We start from the raw sequence: 13,926 nt of genomic DNA, 5'->3' as shown, positions 1-13,926 counted from the left end.
CTATTTAGATAAGAGGTTCGTTGTTTGTTCTTGATATTTGAAAGACGCCGTTTGTTGGCGATCTACATCATCAGCACAACCCTTCAGAAAGAGAGAGAAAGAAACCACGGCGATGACGAAAAGGGATGCACCAACCAAACCTGACTTGGATTTGTATCGAACAGTGTTCGCCTTAGTAGGCGGTTGATATAGAAAAGAGGTTGTTTGGCTTTTCACACCAAAGGTCGGTGTGTTGCTATGTGATGGAATTTGTTTCATACTTATCTCGCTGTTTAGCAGAAGCACACTGAAAGTAGAAGGTCGGTGTGCTTTTTTTGTTTTTGATGTAAATTATTATTCACTAGTGAATAGATTTATGCAATAGTAAATTATGCATATATGAATTATTTTTTTAATTTATGTTTTAATAGGCAAAAGAAAACCCACGCTGGGTGGGTTGATGGAGTTTTATATTCTTGTAAAAATTAACAAAAACCTATGGCCTTGAGTTATTAAGAATAATATTGCAGTAATTGAAAAAAATATCATTATATAAAAAACATAGCTTAGATAAGGATTTACTGTAAAAAGAGTAATAATTCCAAATACCATGGTCCACAAAAGTAAAAAACAGTTAATAAAACAATCAACAATAAAAACTCTATAGTGGCCTGTTTTACGCATGTTTTCCACTAATTTTCTATCCATAACAGCTGTTAACATAGCAACTGCTGTAAGTAAAAAACCTAAAATAGTCCCACTTATACTAGATATGAGTTTTGCTATTTCGTAAGGTGTATTTTGACCGCCATCTTTAAAATCAACAATTACACCTTGATAGTTGATTAAGACGCCACAGACAACTACTGATATAAGAAAACTAAATAAGAGTGTCTTGTTCCTTGCCAAGAATTTCATTTAACACCTCTAGCTTCTCATCGTATACTGATTTTATCATATCAACCATAGTTAAAAATGGTATTGATTTTTTACCTGACTCAAGTTCTCGTGATGCTTTAACCCTATCAGTAATTAAATCCAACCACTCTCTTTTTCCATTCTCTAAGACTAGAACCTTGGCTGTTTTGGCAGCTCCAGAAGACACAAGTGTCCTTATACCGCTTTTTACAAACCTACCCAGAACACCCGATTCTTTAGATCTTAAATCAACACCGCCCACTAAATTAAACAAATCCGATCCTGAGTTATTCATTAAAGAAAATAGATCCGCTGTAAATTTGTTTTCATCATACATACTAGGGGCGGTTGGCCTGGCAACAGATATTTTGAATTTTAAAGCCTCTGTTTTGCCATCCATTAATCTTAATAATGCTGATTTTGTTAAAATTGGAGCAACTTCAACTTTATCCGCACTTAAGATTGATAAAAAATCAGCTAACCTTTCAGGATTATTAGCGTGTGCATCATGCTGCCAAATTAAAATATTTCTAATTGGGAAGAATATAAAACAGTTTCGTTCAATAATTCCCTGATCACCATCTAGAGTCAATTCAATCTCATCTTCTCCAGGTCGAGCAAATGCTGGAAGTTGATTTTTTCTGTATTTTCTAAACTGACCAGCCCAGTATTTATCAGTTTCATTGAAGCTCAATCTGTATAATTCACGCGTATAGTCCTTTACATCAACAAAAGCTTCAACTTCATTTTTTATGATTTTATTAAAGCAATTGATTACACTTGAGTTATTTCCAGAGCTAAAAACTAATTGGTAAAAATCAAAATTAACTTCATGTTTTGTCATACTATCCCCTATAAATATATTTTAAATTTAGTTTGTGGCCCCCACAAAGTATGGTGGTGTTTACCATCTTTCAAGAGATGATATCTGCCAAACCCAGCCAACAATTTGAAAATCTTGATCTATGATTTGTTCCGCCGTGAGTTGTATTTCTGGGAACTCTTCAGAATTATCAGATGCAATACGAACCCCACCAAATGGCAGATTGTATAAGCGCTTACAGTAAAAAAGACCACCTATACAAATCGCAAATATTTTCCCATCTTTAATGGTTTTTCGACCAAGATCTACATGAATAGTATCCCCATCTTTAATAGTAGGGTTCATTGAATCACCAATAGCGGAGGCTGCTACTGCATTATCTTTGGTTATAGATAAGTTTCTAAGCGTGGCTTTAGACATGCGCAATTTACGTGTTTCATTGGCAATAGCTTCGCTAATTGAACCTGAACCACACGCAAAAGAGAAATCTTTAAAAAATGGGATTTCAACCTCATCATCATCTAGTGGAGTATTGCTATCCCAATCATCTATTGATATTCGATTTGGAATTAAATCTAGCAATCTTAAATCTTTAGTTAGCAAGTCACCAACATCAACTCCAGACCAATCTGAAATAGCCTTGAGCGTACTTTGTCTTGGATTCTCAGTTAGTCCATTTTGAATTCGAAAAATTGTTGACTGGGGTATGCCATGTTTTTCACTTAACTCATTTGGATTGGTTTTATGTTTTCCCAACAAGTAATCAACATTAGATTTTAAAAACATACTGCGAACTCACTAACTCATAAATACATATTATTCAAATTTGAATATGAATTAATAAATAATTCACTAATGAATTGACACCTATTCACATATGAATAATAATTCGTGAAAAGGAGGATCAGTTTATGAGTGAAGAACCAACCATTAGAGAGATGCTACTAGTTCTTTCAAAATCATTAACTCAAGTTCAAATTTCACAATTAACCAATATTTCCCAAAGTTCAATTTCAAAAATTCTCAATGAGGAATTGACCGAGGTGACATATAGCAGAGGAAGAAAACTTCAAAAGCTATATGAACAAGGATCATGTGCATGAATAAAGTATCTATTGAATTGTCTGCAAGTGCTAGAAATGGCGTTTCTCGAATATTGCAAGGTCTTGATTTGGGCAATCAAAAAGAAATAGCAGAGCACCTATGTGTTGATCCGAGTACGGTGACAAGACTTAAAACTGATAAGAAAAACAATGGCTTGAATGAAATTGAAATTTTTTGTGAGTTGTTGAGCTGCTTAGGGTTAAAGATTGTTCCTAAGGAATACCAAAGTATTGATAAATCTAGAGTTGAGGCGTTACTCGTCATGTCTAAAAGCTGGATGAGCCGTATTGAATCGGTAGATGATCTATTTCATGACGAAATTAGCGGTCAAAAAGAAAAGTTAGGTTATTAAAAAACCACTTCTAGCAGCAACTAGAAGTGGTCATTAATTCAAATCAGCGAGATTTAAATATGAAATCAAATTTACCACAACAACCCAATCAAAACAACGATGTAGATTTTTTAATAGGCGATGTGATCTGTATTACTGAAGCATGGAGACCAACTAAAAATAATCTTTATGTTTTTGAGAATGTTAATGGTTGCTCAGTACAAGTAAGTCTATATGCACCAGGATTAAGTAGATCTATGTCTATTCTTGCTGGTTTTTGCGTAGATATAACGAACATTCGCCACGCAACGGTAGCTGAACTCCAAGCCAAACGCCGTCTTTCCGAAGCTGAATTAGCACTTGCGGAGGTTTCATGAGTTTTATCCCTAACGCTTTTCAAGTGCCGAATGCATTTGTTGATGAAGTCATGTGCAAGATTTCTGATGCTTCGACAAAAATTTACTTGTTAATTTCTCGTAAAACTCGTGGTTGGAACAAGGAGATGGATTCTATCTCTCTGACTCAGTTTGAGGAGTTCACAGGTAAAAGCCGTCCTACCATTGTTAAGTGCTTACGTGAGTTAGTTAAGTTTGGTTTAGTGGTTGAACAGCCAAGTACGATTCATGGAAAAACTTATAAATTAGGTGATGATTCAAGTATTAATTTGGTGATGAATTTCCCTAGTAAAAATATTTTACTAGGTGAAAACAAGACGATTGCTAGTAAAAAATCTTTACCCCTGCTAGTAAAAAATTTTAACCACACTAGTAAAAATATTTTACCTCTGCTAGTAAAAAATTTTTACACACAAAGATCCACTATCAATAAACACTATCAAAATAAAAAAATAAATAAAAAAAGTGAAAGTGGTTCTGAACAACCTAAGGCTGAAAAACAAAATTCATTCGATGCAATATCGGTTGAATTACCAGGCAACGTAAATCGTGATTTGTGGAACCAGTTTGTTGAGATGCGTAAATCAATCAAAAAGCCACTCACTGAAAACGCTGTAAAAATTTTATTAAAAAAATTACATGGTTTTGGTGATCAAGCAAATGAAGCTTTGGAAACCTCAATCGTGAGCAGTTACCAAAGCGTGTATTTCCCGAAGCACAAACCAGCACCATCGGCTCACATGCAAAACACTCAAGAAACACAGCGCCGTCGTTTTGGTGAGCAATCTAACGAACATCAAATGCGTGATGTAGGAGGATTTACTCATGGGTGATATCGAACTTTTCAAAAATGCTTTTCAGGTTGAATTTCCAGTTGAAGTAGCAAATTTGGTTTTAAGTCGTATTAGTGATTTGTATGGCACTGAGTTTAGTAAGAAATACCATGGTTACTCAGATTCAGAACTCCAACAGCTAACATGTACGGTTTTGAGTGGTCTAACACCAGAAGATATTCAACGTGGCTTGTTACGCATGAATTCTGAGGAATGGTGTCCAAATCTTCCTAAGTTCCGTAGTTGGTGTGAACAAGGTGGTGAGTGGTGGACTGCTGAAATGGCTTGGGCGAAAGCGTTGCAGTTTGAAGCAGATCCAACAACCAAAATTACCAAGCTTGCAAAGCACACACTCGATGAGGTTCGCCATGTTCTAGTGGCAGAAGGGCAAAGAGCCGCGCATTTCGCTTTTAAAGATATTTATCAAGATTATTTGCGCCGTGCCAAAGACCAAGGAAAAGCTCAAGAGTTTTATGTCAAACCGCCTGAACCTAAAAGACTTGGGTTTGATGAATCAAAGCGTAATTGTGTGCCATGTCCACCTGAGTTTGTTGCTCAGTTGAGAGGTATTAATTCTTTGAATAAAGGCGGTGTGGCATGAAGGATGTACTACAAATAATTGCTGTGTGTATCGCTGTTCTTTACACCTATGACTTTGCAAAAGGCTTAATCACAGGAAGAAAAAATCTTGATGGTGCTATTGAGTGGGTAAATCGTGGTTACTGCTTTGGATTGGGTTTGCTGATCGTATTTGTGGTGTTTGTTCTTTTGATCAAAGTATTTAGCAAGTAGGTGGTGGCATGAAAAATCCAATTATTGAAACCGAACTTGGTAATGAAAAACAGTGCAGTAAGTGCAAAGACTTTTGGCCCATGGATTCTGAGTTCTTCTTTGCGCGATTAGGGAATCCAAGAAAAGATGGAACTCGCATCCCTCAATTTGATGCAGTTTGCAAAGCTTGTTATGAGGTGTTTTACAGAAAACGTAATGCAACTCGTCGCAATCACATTCGATCAAATGCGGAAAGACTGGTGACAGCATGACCAATCCTGATTTTAAAACGCTTCGTGACAAGTTAAATAGCCCTATTGCTCATAGTGATGATGAGATGGAATTACAAGAACAATGGAATGAATTGCATCGCCGTGCTGAAGAAGATGCATTGAATGATGATGAGAATTGGGAGGTGTGCGGTGGCTAAACGTCAGTTTGCAAGAATGCACAAGGTTCGCAGAATTAATAGAACGTGGTGTGTTGGTTATTATAGTGGTGGGTATTGGCATCTTATTGATCAAGTGAAAACAAGATCAGAAGCGAATGAACTAGCTGATTGTTTTGATGATGGTCTTTGGTATGGGGTTGATGCGGAGGTGTGTGGTGGGTGAGTTAAGACAGAAGTTTGAGGCGTTGGGAAATATTAAGCACGTTGTATCAGCTTGCACCTTTGATGAATCAGACAACGAGTATAGATCGGAAAGACTACCTGAATACTCACAAGGTTTTATAAATGGCGCTTGGTATGTGTTCCAAGAACAACAATCCAAAATTGACCAACACTACTACGGCCAAAGTGAGGAAGATGAACTCAAGCAATATGCAGTGCTAAGCCAAGAAAAAATTGAAGGTGGTGCAATGTTGGTAAAGCCACCGCTGGGCAAGCCATTTAATTTTGATTTGCTTGATTCATATAAAGAAAAAATCGAGCAGTTGGAGAAGGAGAAAGCTCACCTTGCTGAAATGAACAAACGCTACCTAGGTAAGATGCAAGAACAGCAAGATCAAATTGTATCTGTAAAAGACGTTATTAAAAAGCATGATCGATATATTACGCAATTAACAATCAATGCTTTAGAAAAAGCCTTACGAGGTGAGTCGTGAAAGCAATCAAAATACCTTGTGAACACGATTTATTAAGCAAAAATCATAATGTATGGGCTAATGCTGTGATGCGTTGTAAAGGTCATAACCCATATTGTGGTGCTGATGGTTATTGTCACTATGACGGTTCATGTTTTGCTGATCAGGAACTCACAAGAGAACAAGCAATTTTAGAAGTAGATTTACTTGCTCAAGAGCTTCATGGCTTAAAGCAGGAAAATGACAGATTAAGAATGTCATCTGAAATGCTGATCAAGCAGCTTGAATTTGCTTTGAGTCAAAACCTTAAGTCTGGAAATTCACAGCGCGTATTTGCTTTGAGATTTTGTATTGCTGAAATTAAGAAAACCTTGCGAGGTAATTCATGCGAATGACCGTTGCAGAGGTTAGAAAACTTCAAGGTGTGGGTAATAAGCCTGCATCAAAGAAGAAACGCAATCCTGATCCTGCACCGACAATCCCTCCTAATTTGGTCAAAGGCTTTGCAAGTGATGGATTGTTTGAAGATGACTTGCTGTTATGCGAAATCGAAATAGTGCCACCGTCAGTCAACAACTACTGGTTAGATTCAGGAAAAGCACGAAAAAGATTAAGCAAACGAGCAAAGCATTTTATGGCTGTTATGAAGCGTTTTATTAGTCCGTGTAGGTACGATGGGAAAGTGTCGGTAAACGTCCAATTTGCGCCACCTGATGCAAAAGTAAGGGATATAGACAACATAGTGAAGCCTATCTTTGATTCACTCTCAAAATGTGGACTGATTTTAGATGATAGGCAAGTGGATAAGTTGGTGGTCGAACGACTGCCAGTTCATAAAAATGGGAAATTGATTATTTCGGTTAAGAAAGTTTGAGGGGAATAGGATGAATATTGCAGTGAATGTAGCATCGGAAAAGTTTGAACAATTTGAATGGCTGACTCATGGCATTACTGCAAAGTCACCTAATTTTGAACCACAAGCACATGGCACGGGAGAGAAACCATTGGACTATCAAGATCGTTTGGGTGCTATAGCTTCAATGGAAAGCCAGTTAGCGAAATCAGTAACAGCTTTGATTGTATTTGATGGAAAGAGCGAAAGTGATTATGAGTATGTGCGTAATCATTTGGCAAATATTATGTTGAGAAGCGCGACCAGTGATAAGAAGCGTGAACCTGAAAATATCAGCATGTACCATTTGGCATATCTTATTGCACGTATGGTTATAGATTTCTCTTTAAATCCTGAACTTGAGGAAAACTACACAGCTAAAGGGCGCTTATATTATGCAGGTGTTGGTAGTCACCAGATGACATTGAAAGCTTATGATCGAACTTGGAAGCAGTATGAAAAACTAATGATATTAGCAATTGAATCAGCAATAGATGAGGCATCAAAAGCTGTTAAAAAGTACAAAAAAGATACTTATAAAGAAATACAAGCCAAAGGGTGGTAAAATTTTTCTCATTAAGGTATAGTTTTACTATACTGGTCGTATTACGGTTTATCCGAGACCAACGAATTAAAGCTCATCGAAAGGTGGGCTTTTTTGTTGTCTGGAAAATAGATATATTACTGAATATCTTTTCAGTAATGATTTAATAATGGAATATATCAATAATATTTTTAATATATTTAAGACGCATAATATTATTTTGTACATACTGTTGGTTTGTAGTGGTGTTATTACATTTGATGTATTGGGTCTAAGGTATATATTAGGAGTTGACAAATTAGAGCAGCTTTATATTTCCATTATTGGCTTAATATTTTTGATATGTGTCTCTAGTTTTGTATTTTTAATTGCTGATGGTGTTTTTGGTGGACTAAAAAATAAGATAGTAAATTATTTTAGAAGGAAAAAATTTAAAAAAAACATACCTAAGTTACTTGATGGTATTAATGCCAAAGAAGTAATTATTTTATATATATATTTACTGGAATCATCTAGTACGACTTGGTTGCCAGTGCAAGCACCAGAGGTAACCTTGTTGGTAACAAAAGGGGTAATTTATTTATCCTCAAAATATGGAAGAAATATGTCTAATGGTATGCAAATATTTCACTATTCAATTAACCCTGAAATTGAAAAAGAGCTTTTGCATTATTTAGGTAATTATTTTAATGATTTTTCGGAAGATGAAATTCAGTCTTTTATATCGAAAAATTCACCACCATATTTACGGGATTTGAACGAGAGTAAAGAAATCTGGAATTTATAAACTAATATTTATAGCTGCCCCACTACCTCAATAGTTTATCACTGGCACAAGATCTCACCATTCGGTGGGCTTTTTGTTTTATAATTAAAAAAAATTTATATAAAAGAGTTTTACACTTGAAGAATAAGTACGATGTATGGTGTTCAATATTAATTTTTTGCATTCTAAGTGGCGCTAGCACTCTTTTATTATTTCTAAAAAAAATAGATGGTGGTAATTATGTTGCTCTTATAACAGTGGTTTTAGTGATTTGTTGTTTGATAGCTTTTAAAAAATCAATTGTTGAGATATCTGTTGCTGGAACCACATTAAAACTAAAAGAAGCAACAGATGAAGCTAGAGATGTACTTAGAGAGCTTAAAGATGTGAATCTGGAAAGCTTTCGCATGTTGCTAGGAAACAACAGATACCCAAATAGTACGTTTAAGGATAATTCATTAGTAATAACAAGAATTCGCAATTTTTTTGATATTCTGGAAAAAATAAATGAAAGAAAATTGACTGATGATTTAAAAAGCGAAATTAAATTAAGTGTTGATATTTTGATTAAAGAGCAATTTCAAGCTATAAAATCGCACCTAAAAGAAAAAAAATATAAGCTGGATCAATATGGAGAATATCCTCAACCAATGTACATTTCATTTCTAATTGATCATGTGGTAAGTGACAATGTTGATTTACAGGTTGAAAAATTATCAACAGTAGAAAAGGTTAGGGTTGAATTTTCAATAGCAATTGAAAATTATATGGAGCTATATCGGCTCAAACAAAAGCTTGATCGTTGAATTGAATTAGTCGTATTTCATCACTTCGGTGACATTGCCACTGGCACAAAACCCCACCAATAATAAATTCGGTGGGGTTTTTGTTTACATGTATTTATTTAAAAGGCATATGATATTATTGGTTTTCATATTAAAAAATGGAAGCTATTCATAATGGGAACTGATAATAAAAGTAATTTAGTAATCATTTATACAGTTGATTCAGGTCAAATAAGATTACCTGTGACGGCTGAGGATATTTATACAAATGGTACTATTGATCGAAAAAAAGTAATTACTCTTGCTGCATCTAATGAGGTTGATAATAATCGATCGATTCTAAATCCAGTAGTTGTGGATTTGGATAAAAATATTATTTTATAAAACATTTAGAGATAAAACTTCGTATTTTCGGGGTTTTGTTTAGTAACAAATTGAGCCTAGTCATATTAATGTTTGGTATTTATACTAATCCTTATTCTATGGCGACATTTTGTGTCGCATAGCTCTATTAACCTTTTTATAAGTACCTTATAATTTTCAAACACCATTATGACAGACATTGAGTTTTATACAGTTCATGATATATCTCAGGAAGAGGAAGACTCATATGAGCAACTTGGAACGAAAAGTAAGTTTTGGTATTTGGAGCGTGATACTAAAAAGGATATTCTTTTCAAAAGCACAAAAACAAAAGATGGTTTTAGGTATGGTGAAGATTGGGCAGAAAAAATTGCTTGTGAGCTTGCTGAGTTAATTGGATTACCTCATGCTCATTATGAGTTAGCAACATATAACTCCGAAAGGGGGGTTATTACGCCTAATTTTATCAATCGAACAGATCAACAGCTCTTAGCTGGGAATCTATTACTACAGACTTATTTGGATGCAAATGGTGAAAATCCAAATATTCAATATATTGATCATGTTCACAGTGTTATGACTAATATGATTGGATTAAAACCAATTGAATCAATTTCTTATGAAAAGATTGATTCAGCTAGTGAATTTTTTGTGGGTTATCTTATGTTTGATGCTTTAATTGCAAATCAAGATAGACACAATGAAAATTGGGGAATGATTAGTTCAATTTCTGGAAAGCATTTAGCACCTAGTTATGATCATGGTGCGAGTCTTGCTAGGAATGAGAGTGATGAAGTGCGAAATACACGGTTAAATACTAAAGATAAAGGACAAATGCTTTCAGTATATGTAAAAAAAGCGCGATCTCAATTTCATAGTCCTTCTAATAATAAGCGACTTAAATTATTGGATGCCTTTCATTTTTATGGTCTGAAAGAAAAAGGTGCTGCATTATCTTGGCTTAATCGTTTGAACGATAATGTAACAGAAGAAATTGTTTGGAAAATAATACAAAAAGTACCTCCAGCATTAATGTCTGAAATTGCTAAAAAGTTTACTGTCCAATTAATCCTATGCAATAAGGCTAATTTATTGGAATTGAGAAACGTGTTTTTATGAAAACCTATATTGAGAGAGTGTCATTATGAAAAGTGTATATGTTATGTGGCAAGATATGGCAGATACCAGAATGTGGCATCCTGTAGCAAAATTAACACAACAGTCTGAAAGTGACTATTTGTTTAAGTATACAAAAGGTGCGAACCATAAATCTTTTTCATGTTTTCCAAACATGGAGGATAAGTCTAAGGTTTATAAATCTGCAACACTTTTTAATTTTTTTAAAAATCGACTAATTCCAGAAAGTCGACCAGAGCATGATAGCCTATTTGCATGGGCTGGACTTTCGTCAGATTGTAAAGATTATATCCAGTTGTTAGCTATCTCTGGAGGTGAAAAAAAGACAGATCATTTTAGGATTGTGAATATTCCTAAAAATGAAAATGCTTTCTATACAACTAAATTTTTTGTTAGTGGCGTAAATCATCTAACAGATCAAGAAAAGGGTAATGCAGATAACTTGCAAGACGGTGATCGTTTAGATTTTGAATTTGAGCTAGATAATCACTATGATAATAAAGCAACTCTTTTATTCAAAGAAGCTGAAAAAAAAGTAGGATATTTACCCCATTACTTATGTAATGACCTTAAGAGATTAATGGATTTCAGTGATAAAAGTGAAATTAGTATTAACATTTTAAAAGTAAACACATCGGCGCCCGCTCAATATAGAATTTTATGTGAGTTAAAGGCACCATGGAAGAATGGTTTTGAGCCATTTGATGATGAGCAGTTTAAAGAAATTTAATTTCTTACAACCACCTTCGGGTGGTTTTTTTATGGGTGGATTCACCCTAATTAAAACCCTCGTCACTTCGGTGACATTGCCACTGGCACAAAACCCCACCAATAATAAATTCGGTGGGGTTTTTGTTTTTAGGAGTAAAGAAATGAAGAAATCACTAATCGCTATTAGTTTGATGTCTGTTATGACATTTGTTGGTTGCGCTCGTGATGCTCAAGTGGCATCTAAAAACCTATCTTATGCTGCCGATAATTTTGAATTAGATCGCCGTGTTGTGTTTTATAACGGTATCACCAACGACTATATTTTAACGATAGAGGGTAAATGCTCATTTGATGTGATTAGTGATCGTAAGGTTGATGTTACTTGCAAAACAGGTCCTTCTGAGTACAAGAAACATTCTTTAGGTATTTCAGATAATGTGACTTATTTTTCTGAGCAATTAGGTGGTAAGGGTGTTAGTGCTTATCACTACAAAGTTACCTTCAAACCACAATCAATCATTTCTGATATTGACCTAAAGATTAATTAAATTTTTCAAAGAAGAATTGATATGGCATGTAAAGGCTGTGATGAACGCCGTGAATGGATGAGCAAACAAATTGAAAGAGCAAAAGAAAGAATGCGATTGTGCTTGCAACAGCTTGGTGTTGACGCTGATTCAAAGCATGGCGGAACAAAACAAATTAATGGCAGCGCAAAGCCAACTAATAGCACAGATCATCGATCAGAATAATGAATTGATTGCGATGAGTGGAATTGATGAGCCTAAAGCTCAATCTGCATATTTGGATGGGTGATTATGAGCAGACCATGTAGAGAGTCGCTGTGTCCTAATTTAGTCAAGTCACGAAATCAAAAAGGATATTGTGATGCACATGCATCTAAGCGTACTGGCTGGACTCGCCGTGTAGATCGAACAGGTTCAACTACAGAGCGTGGTTATGGTTATCAGTGGCAGAAGCTGCGTAAACGCATACTACAGCGTGATCAATATCTATGCGTAACTTGTATGGCTAAAGGTCGAGTGACTGAAGCAACAGATGTTGATCATATAGTTGCTAAGGCTCATGGTGGTACAGATGATGAATCAAATTTACAGTCATTGTGCTCGCCGTGTCATAAAGAAAAAACAGCGATGGAAGGAAAGATATGAGTAGTAAGTGGTTTGATATTGAAAAAGGTGCTGTTGCTCAAGAGTTTAAAAGTTTTGTTGATTCATGGAATGAACAAAACACAAGCATCAAGTGTTTATTTCACGAAAGAACTGGTCGTAGCGTGATATTTGATATGTCAGCGGATGATGTGGTGTTTTCCTTTAGGAGAGTAGGTGAGAAGTTTTCTCTTTTATTTAATGGGAAATATGAATTCATTCAAAAAGAAACATTTATGTTCTTTGAAAACATATGTGTTCAATACTTAAAGGACTGCTCAGGAGGTTAAGGGATGATTGTTTATCAAACCAAGCACAAAACCGTAAGCGGTATAAGTGCTGAGAAGGTAATTAGCCTATCGAAAGACAATTGGTCAAAACTTCCAACATGGTTTAAGAAACAGTTTCAAGAAAATAAAATCATGATAGGTGGGTCTGTGGTTCAGGTTGAATGTCGAGATCGTTGTTTGCGAGATGCAAAGGGTACAGACATGATTTTCATTGATGACAAAAATAAACTGAGTGTTATGAATGAAAAAGAATTTCTTGAAGTGTATGAAGATCCCTTTGCTAACAAGTGAGTATTATGATGACTGAGAAAACTATCGAAGAAATGGCACATGATTATGCGGTTGCACAGTTAAGTTCAGGCATTGGTGCAACAACGAATGACATTGAAGAATTCATAAAGCTTGCATGTGAAGTTAAAAAACAAGCCAAAAAAGCTCAAAAAAATATAGCAGAAGATGAAAGGCGCTGTAGATGGTAGGGGGGGAGGTGAAAAGTTCAGAGCTTTTTCTGAAATGACCGCCCCTTTAGGTATTTTTTTACGTGAGCGAAATTAAAAATTCAGGGTGTTGACAAATGGGTGGAGTTAAGGCAGTCGCTGGAGTCGGTCGAAAAACAAAAGTGAAGCCCGACCCAAGCAATGACTTTGAAGGTGTGTTTGATATAGTGGTTCCTGACTACATGGAAGGGATGGAAAATGCATCTATTATGTGGCGGTCTGTTGTACCAAAATTACTGGAAAGAAAGACGCTAAAAATAACCGATATGCACAATGTTGAAATGTTCTGTATTGCCTATGAAAACCTAAGAAAATCACAGCAAGAAGTAGCATTGATGGGGATTACGCTAACCACCGATCAAGGAAGTGTAATTAAAAATCCTGCACTAACAGCTCTCAATGAGGCATCAAAACAAATGGCTTCTTTTGGGGCAATGTTGGGGCTTGATCCTTCTTCTCGTACACGCTTAACAGGTGCACAAAAGAAGCCAAATGAAAACCGTTTTGCGAAGGTGCTTAATATGTAAATGGG

Annotated in this window: 29 protein-coding genes; 25 read left to right on the top strand and 4 right to left on the bottom strand. The window is 35.4% G+C overall.

Features of this window, described 5'->3' with window-relative positions:
- The 4 genes from B9T31_RS17680 to B9T31_RS09680 form a co-directional block, all read right to left on the bottom strand.
- Complete coding sequence (locus B9T31_RS17680; protein WP_139840913.1) at positions 1–258, bottom strand: hypothetical protein; 258 nt, start codon at positions 256–258, stop codon at positions 1–3.
- 189 nt (positions 259–447) lie between these two features.
- A complete protein-coding gene (locus B9T31_RS09690; protein ID WP_086181758.1) occupies positions 448–897 on the bottom strand; it encodes a hypothetical protein in 450 nt (149 codons plus the stop codon).
- Positions 860–1,741: a DUF6731 family protein gene (locus B9T31_RS09685; protein WP_086181757.1), complete on the bottom strand. Its 882-nt coding sequence runs from the start codon at positions 1,739–1,741 to the stop codon at positions 860–862. Before B9T31_RS09685 ends, B9T31_RS09690 begins: the two co-directional genes overlap by 38 nt.
- 60 nt (positions 1,742–1,801) lie before the next feature.
- A complete protein-coding gene (locus B9T31_RS09680) occupies positions 1,802–2,506 on the bottom strand; it encodes a S24 family peptidase (RefSeq protein ID WP_139840912.1) in 705 nt (234 codons plus the stop codon).
- Positions 2,507–2,631: 125 nt separating this feature from the next.
- On the opposite strand from B9T31_RS09680, the gene B9T31_RS09675 reads away from it, so the two are divergent.
- The 25 genes from B9T31_RS09675 to B9T31_RS09560 all read left to right on the top strand — a co-directional run bounded on the left by B9T31_RS09675 (position 2,632) and on the right by B9T31_RS09560 (position 13,921).
- Positions 2,632–2,823: a helix-turn-helix domain-containing protein gene (locus B9T31_RS09675; protein WP_086181756.1), complete on the top strand. Its 192-nt coding sequence runs from the start codon at positions 2,632–2,634 to the stop codon at positions 2,821–2,823.
- Positions 2,820–3,176 carry a transcriptional regulator gene (locus tag B9T31_RS09670; protein WP_086181755.1) on the top strand — a complete coding sequence of 119 codons (357 nt, stop codon included), beginning with the start codon at positions 2,820–2,822 and terminating at the stop codon, positions 3,174–3,176. Before B9T31_RS09675 ends, B9T31_RS09670 begins: the two co-directional genes overlap by 4 nt.
- Before the next feature lie 26 nt (positions 3,177–3,202).
- Complete coding sequence (locus tag B9T31_RS09665) at positions 3,203–3,532, top strand: hypothetical protein (RefSeq protein WP_228146020.1); 330 nt, start codon at positions 3,203–3,205, stop codon at positions 3,530–3,532.
- Positions 3,529–4,383 (top strand): replication protein, encoded by an 855-nt coding sequence (locus B9T31_RS09660; protein ID WP_086181754.1) that lies wholly within the window; start codon positions 3,529–3,531, stop codon positions 4,381–4,383. The genes B9T31_RS09665 and B9T31_RS09660 overlap by 4 nt, the downstream gene beginning before the upstream one ends.
- On the top strand, positions 4,376–4,984 hold the full coding sequence (locus B9T31_RS09655) for a restriction endonuclease (RefSeq protein WP_086181753.1): 609 nt from the start codon (positions 4,376–4,378) through the stop codon (positions 4,982–4,984). The genes B9T31_RS09660 and B9T31_RS09655 overlap by 8 nt, the downstream gene beginning before the upstream one ends.
- Positions 4,981–5,175, top strand: coding sequence for a hypothetical protein (locus B9T31_RS09650; RefSeq protein WP_086181752.1), 195 nt, complete (start codon positions 4,981–4,983; stop codon positions 5,173–5,175). Before B9T31_RS09655 ends, B9T31_RS09650 begins: the two co-directional genes overlap by 4 nt.
- An 8-nt stretch (positions 5,176–5,183) precedes the next feature.
- Entirely contained in the window at positions 5,184–5,426 is a 243-nt protein-coding gene (locus tag B9T31_RS09645) for a hypothetical protein (RefSeq protein WP_086181751.1), read from the top strand.
- Positions 5,423–5,584 (top strand): hypothetical protein, encoded by a 162-nt coding sequence (locus B9T31_RS17770; protein ID WP_171264731.1) that lies wholly within the window; start codon positions 5,423–5,425, stop codon positions 5,582–5,584. Before B9T31_RS09645 ends, B9T31_RS17770 begins: the two co-directional genes overlap by 4 nt.
- Positions 5,577–5,768, top strand: coding sequence for a hypothetical protein (locus tag B9T31_RS09640; RefSeq protein ID WP_086181750.1), 192 nt, complete (start codon positions 5,577–5,579; stop codon positions 5,766–5,768). The genes B9T31_RS17770 and B9T31_RS09640 overlap by 8 nt, the downstream gene beginning before the upstream one ends.
- A complete protein-coding gene (locus tag B9T31_RS09635) occupies positions 5,737–6,261 on the top strand; it encodes a hypothetical protein (RefSeq protein WP_139840911.1) in 525 nt (174 codons plus the stop codon). Before B9T31_RS09640 ends, B9T31_RS09635 begins: the two co-directional genes overlap by 32 nt.
- The gene (locus B9T31_RS09630) at positions 6,258–6,635 is read left to right on the top strand and encodes a hypothetical protein (protein ID WP_086181748.1); all 378 of its coding nucleotides are present in this window, start codon (positions 6,258–6,260) and stop codon (positions 6,633–6,635) included. The genes B9T31_RS09635 and B9T31_RS09630 overlap by 4 nt, the downstream gene beginning before the upstream one ends.
- The gene (locus B9T31_RS09625) at positions 6,632–7,114 is read left to right on the top strand and encodes a RusA family crossover junction endodeoxyribonuclease (protein ID WP_228146019.1); all 483 of its coding nucleotides are present in this window, start codon (positions 6,632–6,634) and stop codon (positions 7,112–7,114) included. Before B9T31_RS09630 ends, B9T31_RS09625 begins: the two co-directional genes overlap by 4 nt.
- Before the next feature lie 10 nt (positions 7,115–7,124).
- Positions 7,125–7,697 carry a hypothetical protein gene (locus tag B9T31_RS09620; RefSeq protein ID WP_086181746.1) on the top strand — a complete coding sequence of 191 codons (573 nt, stop codon included), beginning with the start codon at positions 7,125–7,127 and terminating at the stop codon, positions 7,695–7,697.
- A gap of 148 nt (positions 7,698–7,845) precedes the next feature.
- Positions 7,846–8,463 carry a super-infection exclusion protein B gene (locus tag B9T31_RS09615; protein WP_086181745.1) on the top strand — a complete coding sequence of 206 codons (618 nt, stop codon included), beginning with the start codon at positions 7,846–7,848 and terminating at the stop codon, positions 8,461–8,463.
- A 116-nt stretch (positions 8,464–8,579) separates the two neighbouring features.
- The gene (locus tag B9T31_RS09610; protein ID WP_086181744.1) at positions 8,580–9,248 is read left to right on the top strand and encodes a hypothetical protein; all 669 of its coding nucleotides are present in this window, start codon (positions 8,580–8,582) and stop codon (positions 9,246–9,248) included.
- Between the two features lie 153 nt (positions 9,249–9,401).
- On the top strand, positions 9,402–9,611 hold the full coding sequence (locus B9T31_RS09605) for a hypothetical protein (RefSeq protein ID WP_086181743.1): 210 nt from the start codon (positions 9,402–9,404) through the stop codon (positions 9,609–9,611).
- A 168-nt stretch (positions 9,612–9,779) separates the two neighbouring features.
- Positions 9,780–10,709 (top strand): HipA domain-containing protein, encoded by a 930-nt coding sequence (locus tag B9T31_RS09600; RefSeq protein WP_086181742.1) that lies wholly within the window; start codon positions 9,780–9,782, stop codon positions 10,707–10,709.
- Between the two features lie 25 nt (positions 10,710–10,734).
- The gene (locus B9T31_RS09595) at positions 10,735–11,457 is read left to right on the top strand and encodes an HIRAN domain-containing protein (protein ID WP_086181741.1); all 723 of its coding nucleotides are present in this window, start codon (positions 10,735–10,737) and stop codon (positions 11,455–11,457) included.
- Positions 11,432–11,986, top strand: coding sequence for a hypothetical protein (locus B9T31_RS09590; protein WP_228146018.1), 555 nt, complete (start codon positions 11,432–11,434; stop codon positions 11,984–11,986). Before B9T31_RS09595 ends, B9T31_RS09590 begins: the two co-directional genes overlap by 26 nt.
- Before the next feature lie 21 nt (positions 11,987–12,007).
- Positions 12,008–12,190, top strand: a complete 183-nt coding sequence (locus tag B9T31_RS09585; RefSeq protein ID WP_086181740.1) for a hypothetical protein — start codon at positions 12,008–12,010, stop codon at positions 12,188–12,190.
- 66 nt (positions 12,191–12,256) lie between these two features.
- Positions 12,257–12,610: an HNH endonuclease gene (locus B9T31_RS09580; protein ID WP_086181739.1), complete on the top strand. Its 354-nt coding sequence runs from the start codon at positions 12,257–12,259 to the stop codon at positions 12,608–12,610.
- A complete protein-coding gene (locus B9T31_RS09575; protein ID WP_086181738.1) occupies positions 12,607–12,897 on the top strand; it encodes a hypothetical protein in 291 nt (96 codons plus the stop codon). The genes B9T31_RS09580 and B9T31_RS09575 overlap by 4 nt, the downstream gene beginning before the upstream one ends.
- A gap of 3 nt (positions 12,898–12,900) precedes the next feature.
- The gene (locus B9T31_RS09570; protein WP_086181737.1) at positions 12,901–13,188 is read left to right on the top strand and encodes a hypothetical protein; all 288 of its coding nucleotides are present in this window, start codon (positions 12,901–12,903) and stop codon (positions 13,186–13,188) included.
- Positions 13,189–13,196: 8 nt separating this feature from the next.
- Positions 13,197–13,376: a hypothetical protein gene (locus B9T31_RS09565; protein WP_086181736.1), complete on the top strand. Its 180-nt coding sequence runs from the start codon at positions 13,197–13,199 to the stop codon at positions 13,374–13,376.
- A gap of 95 nt (positions 13,377–13,471) precedes the next feature.
- On the top strand, positions 13,472–13,921 hold the full coding sequence (locus B9T31_RS09560; protein WP_086181735.1) for a phage terminase small subunit P27 family: 450 nt from the start codon (positions 13,472–13,474) through the stop codon (positions 13,919–13,921).
- Positions 13,922–13,926 lie beyond the last annotated feature (5 nt).

The sequence above is a fragment of the Acinetobacter sp. ANC 4558 genome, from assembly GCF_002135375.1.
In the GTDB taxonomy this organism is placed as follows: Bacteria; Pseudomonadota; Gammaproteobacteria; order Pseudomonadales; family Moraxellaceae; genus Acinetobacter.
This window is presented reverse-complemented; position numbering and strand designations above follow the sequence as displayed.

Bases quoted from the DNA above. Each gene is read 5' to 3' on its own strand.
- B9T31_RS09690 (WP_086181758.1), bottom strand. From the start codon at position 897: ATGAAATTCTTGGCAAGGAACAAGACACTCTTATTTAGTTTTCTTATA.
- B9T31_RS09675 (WP_086181756.1), top strand. From the start codon at position 2,632: ATGAGTGAAGAACCAACCATTAGAGAGATGCTACTAGTTCTTTCAAAA.
- B9T31_RS09580 (WP_086181739.1), top strand. From the start codon at position 12,257: ATGAGCAGACCATGTAGAGAGTCGCTGTGTCCTAATTTAGTCAAGTCA.
- B9T31_RS09600 (WP_086181742.1), top strand. From the start codon at position 9,780: ATGACAGACATTGAGTTTTATACAGTTCATGATATATCTCAGGAAGAG.
- B9T31_RS09625 (WP_228146019.1), top strand. From the start codon at position 6,632: ATGACCGTTGCAGAGGTTAGAAAACTTCAAGGTGTGGGTAATAAGCCT.
- B9T31_RS09650 (WP_086181752.1), top strand. From the start codon at position 4,981: ATGAAGGATGTACTACAAATAATTGCTGTGTGTATCGCTGTTCTTTAC.
- B9T31_RS09685 (WP_086181757.1), bottom strand. From the start codon at position 1,741: ATGACAAAACATGAAGTTAATTTTGATTTTTACCAATTAGTTTTTAGC.
- B9T31_RS09565 (WP_086181736.1), top strand. From the start codon at position 13,197: ATGACTGAGAAAACTATCGAAGAAATGGCACATGATTATGCGGTTGCA.
- B9T31_RS09635 (WP_139840911.1), top strand. From the start codon at position 5,737: ATGGGGTTGATGCGGAGGTGTGTGGTGGGTGAGTTAAGACAGAAGTTT.
- B9T31_RS09595 (WP_086181741.1), top strand. From the start codon at position 10,735: ATGAAAAGTGTATATGTTATGTGGCAAGATATGGCAGATACCAGAATG.
- B9T31_RS17770 (WP_171264731.1), top strand. From the start codon at position 5,423: ATGACCAATCCTGATTTTAAAACGCTTCGTGACAAGTTAAATAGCCCT.
- B9T31_RS09660 (WP_086181754.1), top strand. From the start codon at position 3,529: ATGAGTTTTATCCCTAACGCTTTTCAAGTGCCGAATGCATTTGTTGAT.
- B9T31_RS17680 (WP_139840913.1), bottom strand. From the start codon at position 258: ATGAAACAAATTCCATCACATAGCAACACACCGACCTTTGGTGTGAAA.
- B9T31_RS09615 (WP_086181745.1), top strand. From the start codon at position 7,846: ATGGAATATATCAATAATATTTTTAATATATTTAAGACGCATAATATT.
- B9T31_RS09590 (WP_228146018.1), top strand. From the start codon at position 11,432: ATGATGAGCAGTTTAAAGAAATTTAATTTCTTACAACCACCTTCGGGT.
- B9T31_RS09575 (WP_086181738.1), top strand. From the start codon at position 12,607: ATGAGTAGTAAGTGGTTTGATATTGAAAAAGGTGCTGTTGCTCAAGAG.
- B9T31_RS09620 (WP_086181746.1), top strand. From the start codon at position 7,125: ATGAATATTGCAGTGAATGTAGCATCGGAAAAGTTTGAACAATTTGAA.
- B9T31_RS09655 (WP_086181753.1), top strand. From the start codon at position 4,376: ATGGGTGATATCGAACTTTTCAAAAATGCTTTTCAGGTTGAATTTCCA.
- B9T31_RS09670 (WP_086181755.1), top strand. From the start codon at position 2,820: ATGAATAAAGTATCTATTGAATTGTCTGCAAGTGCTAGAAATGGCGTT.
- B9T31_RS09560 (WP_086181735.1), top strand. From the start codon at position 13,472: ATGGGTGGAGTTAAGGCAGTCGCTGGAGTCGGTCGAAAAACAAAAGTG.
- B9T31_RS09680 (WP_139840912.1), bottom strand. From the start codon at position 2,506: ATGTTTTTAAAATCTAATGTTGATTACTTGTTGGGAAAACATAAAACC.
- B9T31_RS09645 (WP_086181751.1), top strand. From the start codon at position 5,184: ATGAAAAATCCAATTATTGAAACCGAACTTGGTAATGAAAAACAGTGC.
- B9T31_RS09605 (WP_086181743.1), top strand. From the start codon at position 9,402: ATGGGAACTGATAATAAAAGTAATTTAGTAATCATTTATACAGTTGAT.
- B9T31_RS09585 (WP_086181740.1), top strand. From the start codon at position 12,008: ATGGCATGTAAAGGCTGTGATGAACGCCGTGAATGGATGAGCAAACAA.
- B9T31_RS09570 (WP_086181737.1), top strand. From the start codon at position 12,901: ATGATTGTTTATCAAACCAAGCACAAAACCGTAAGCGGTATAAGTGCT.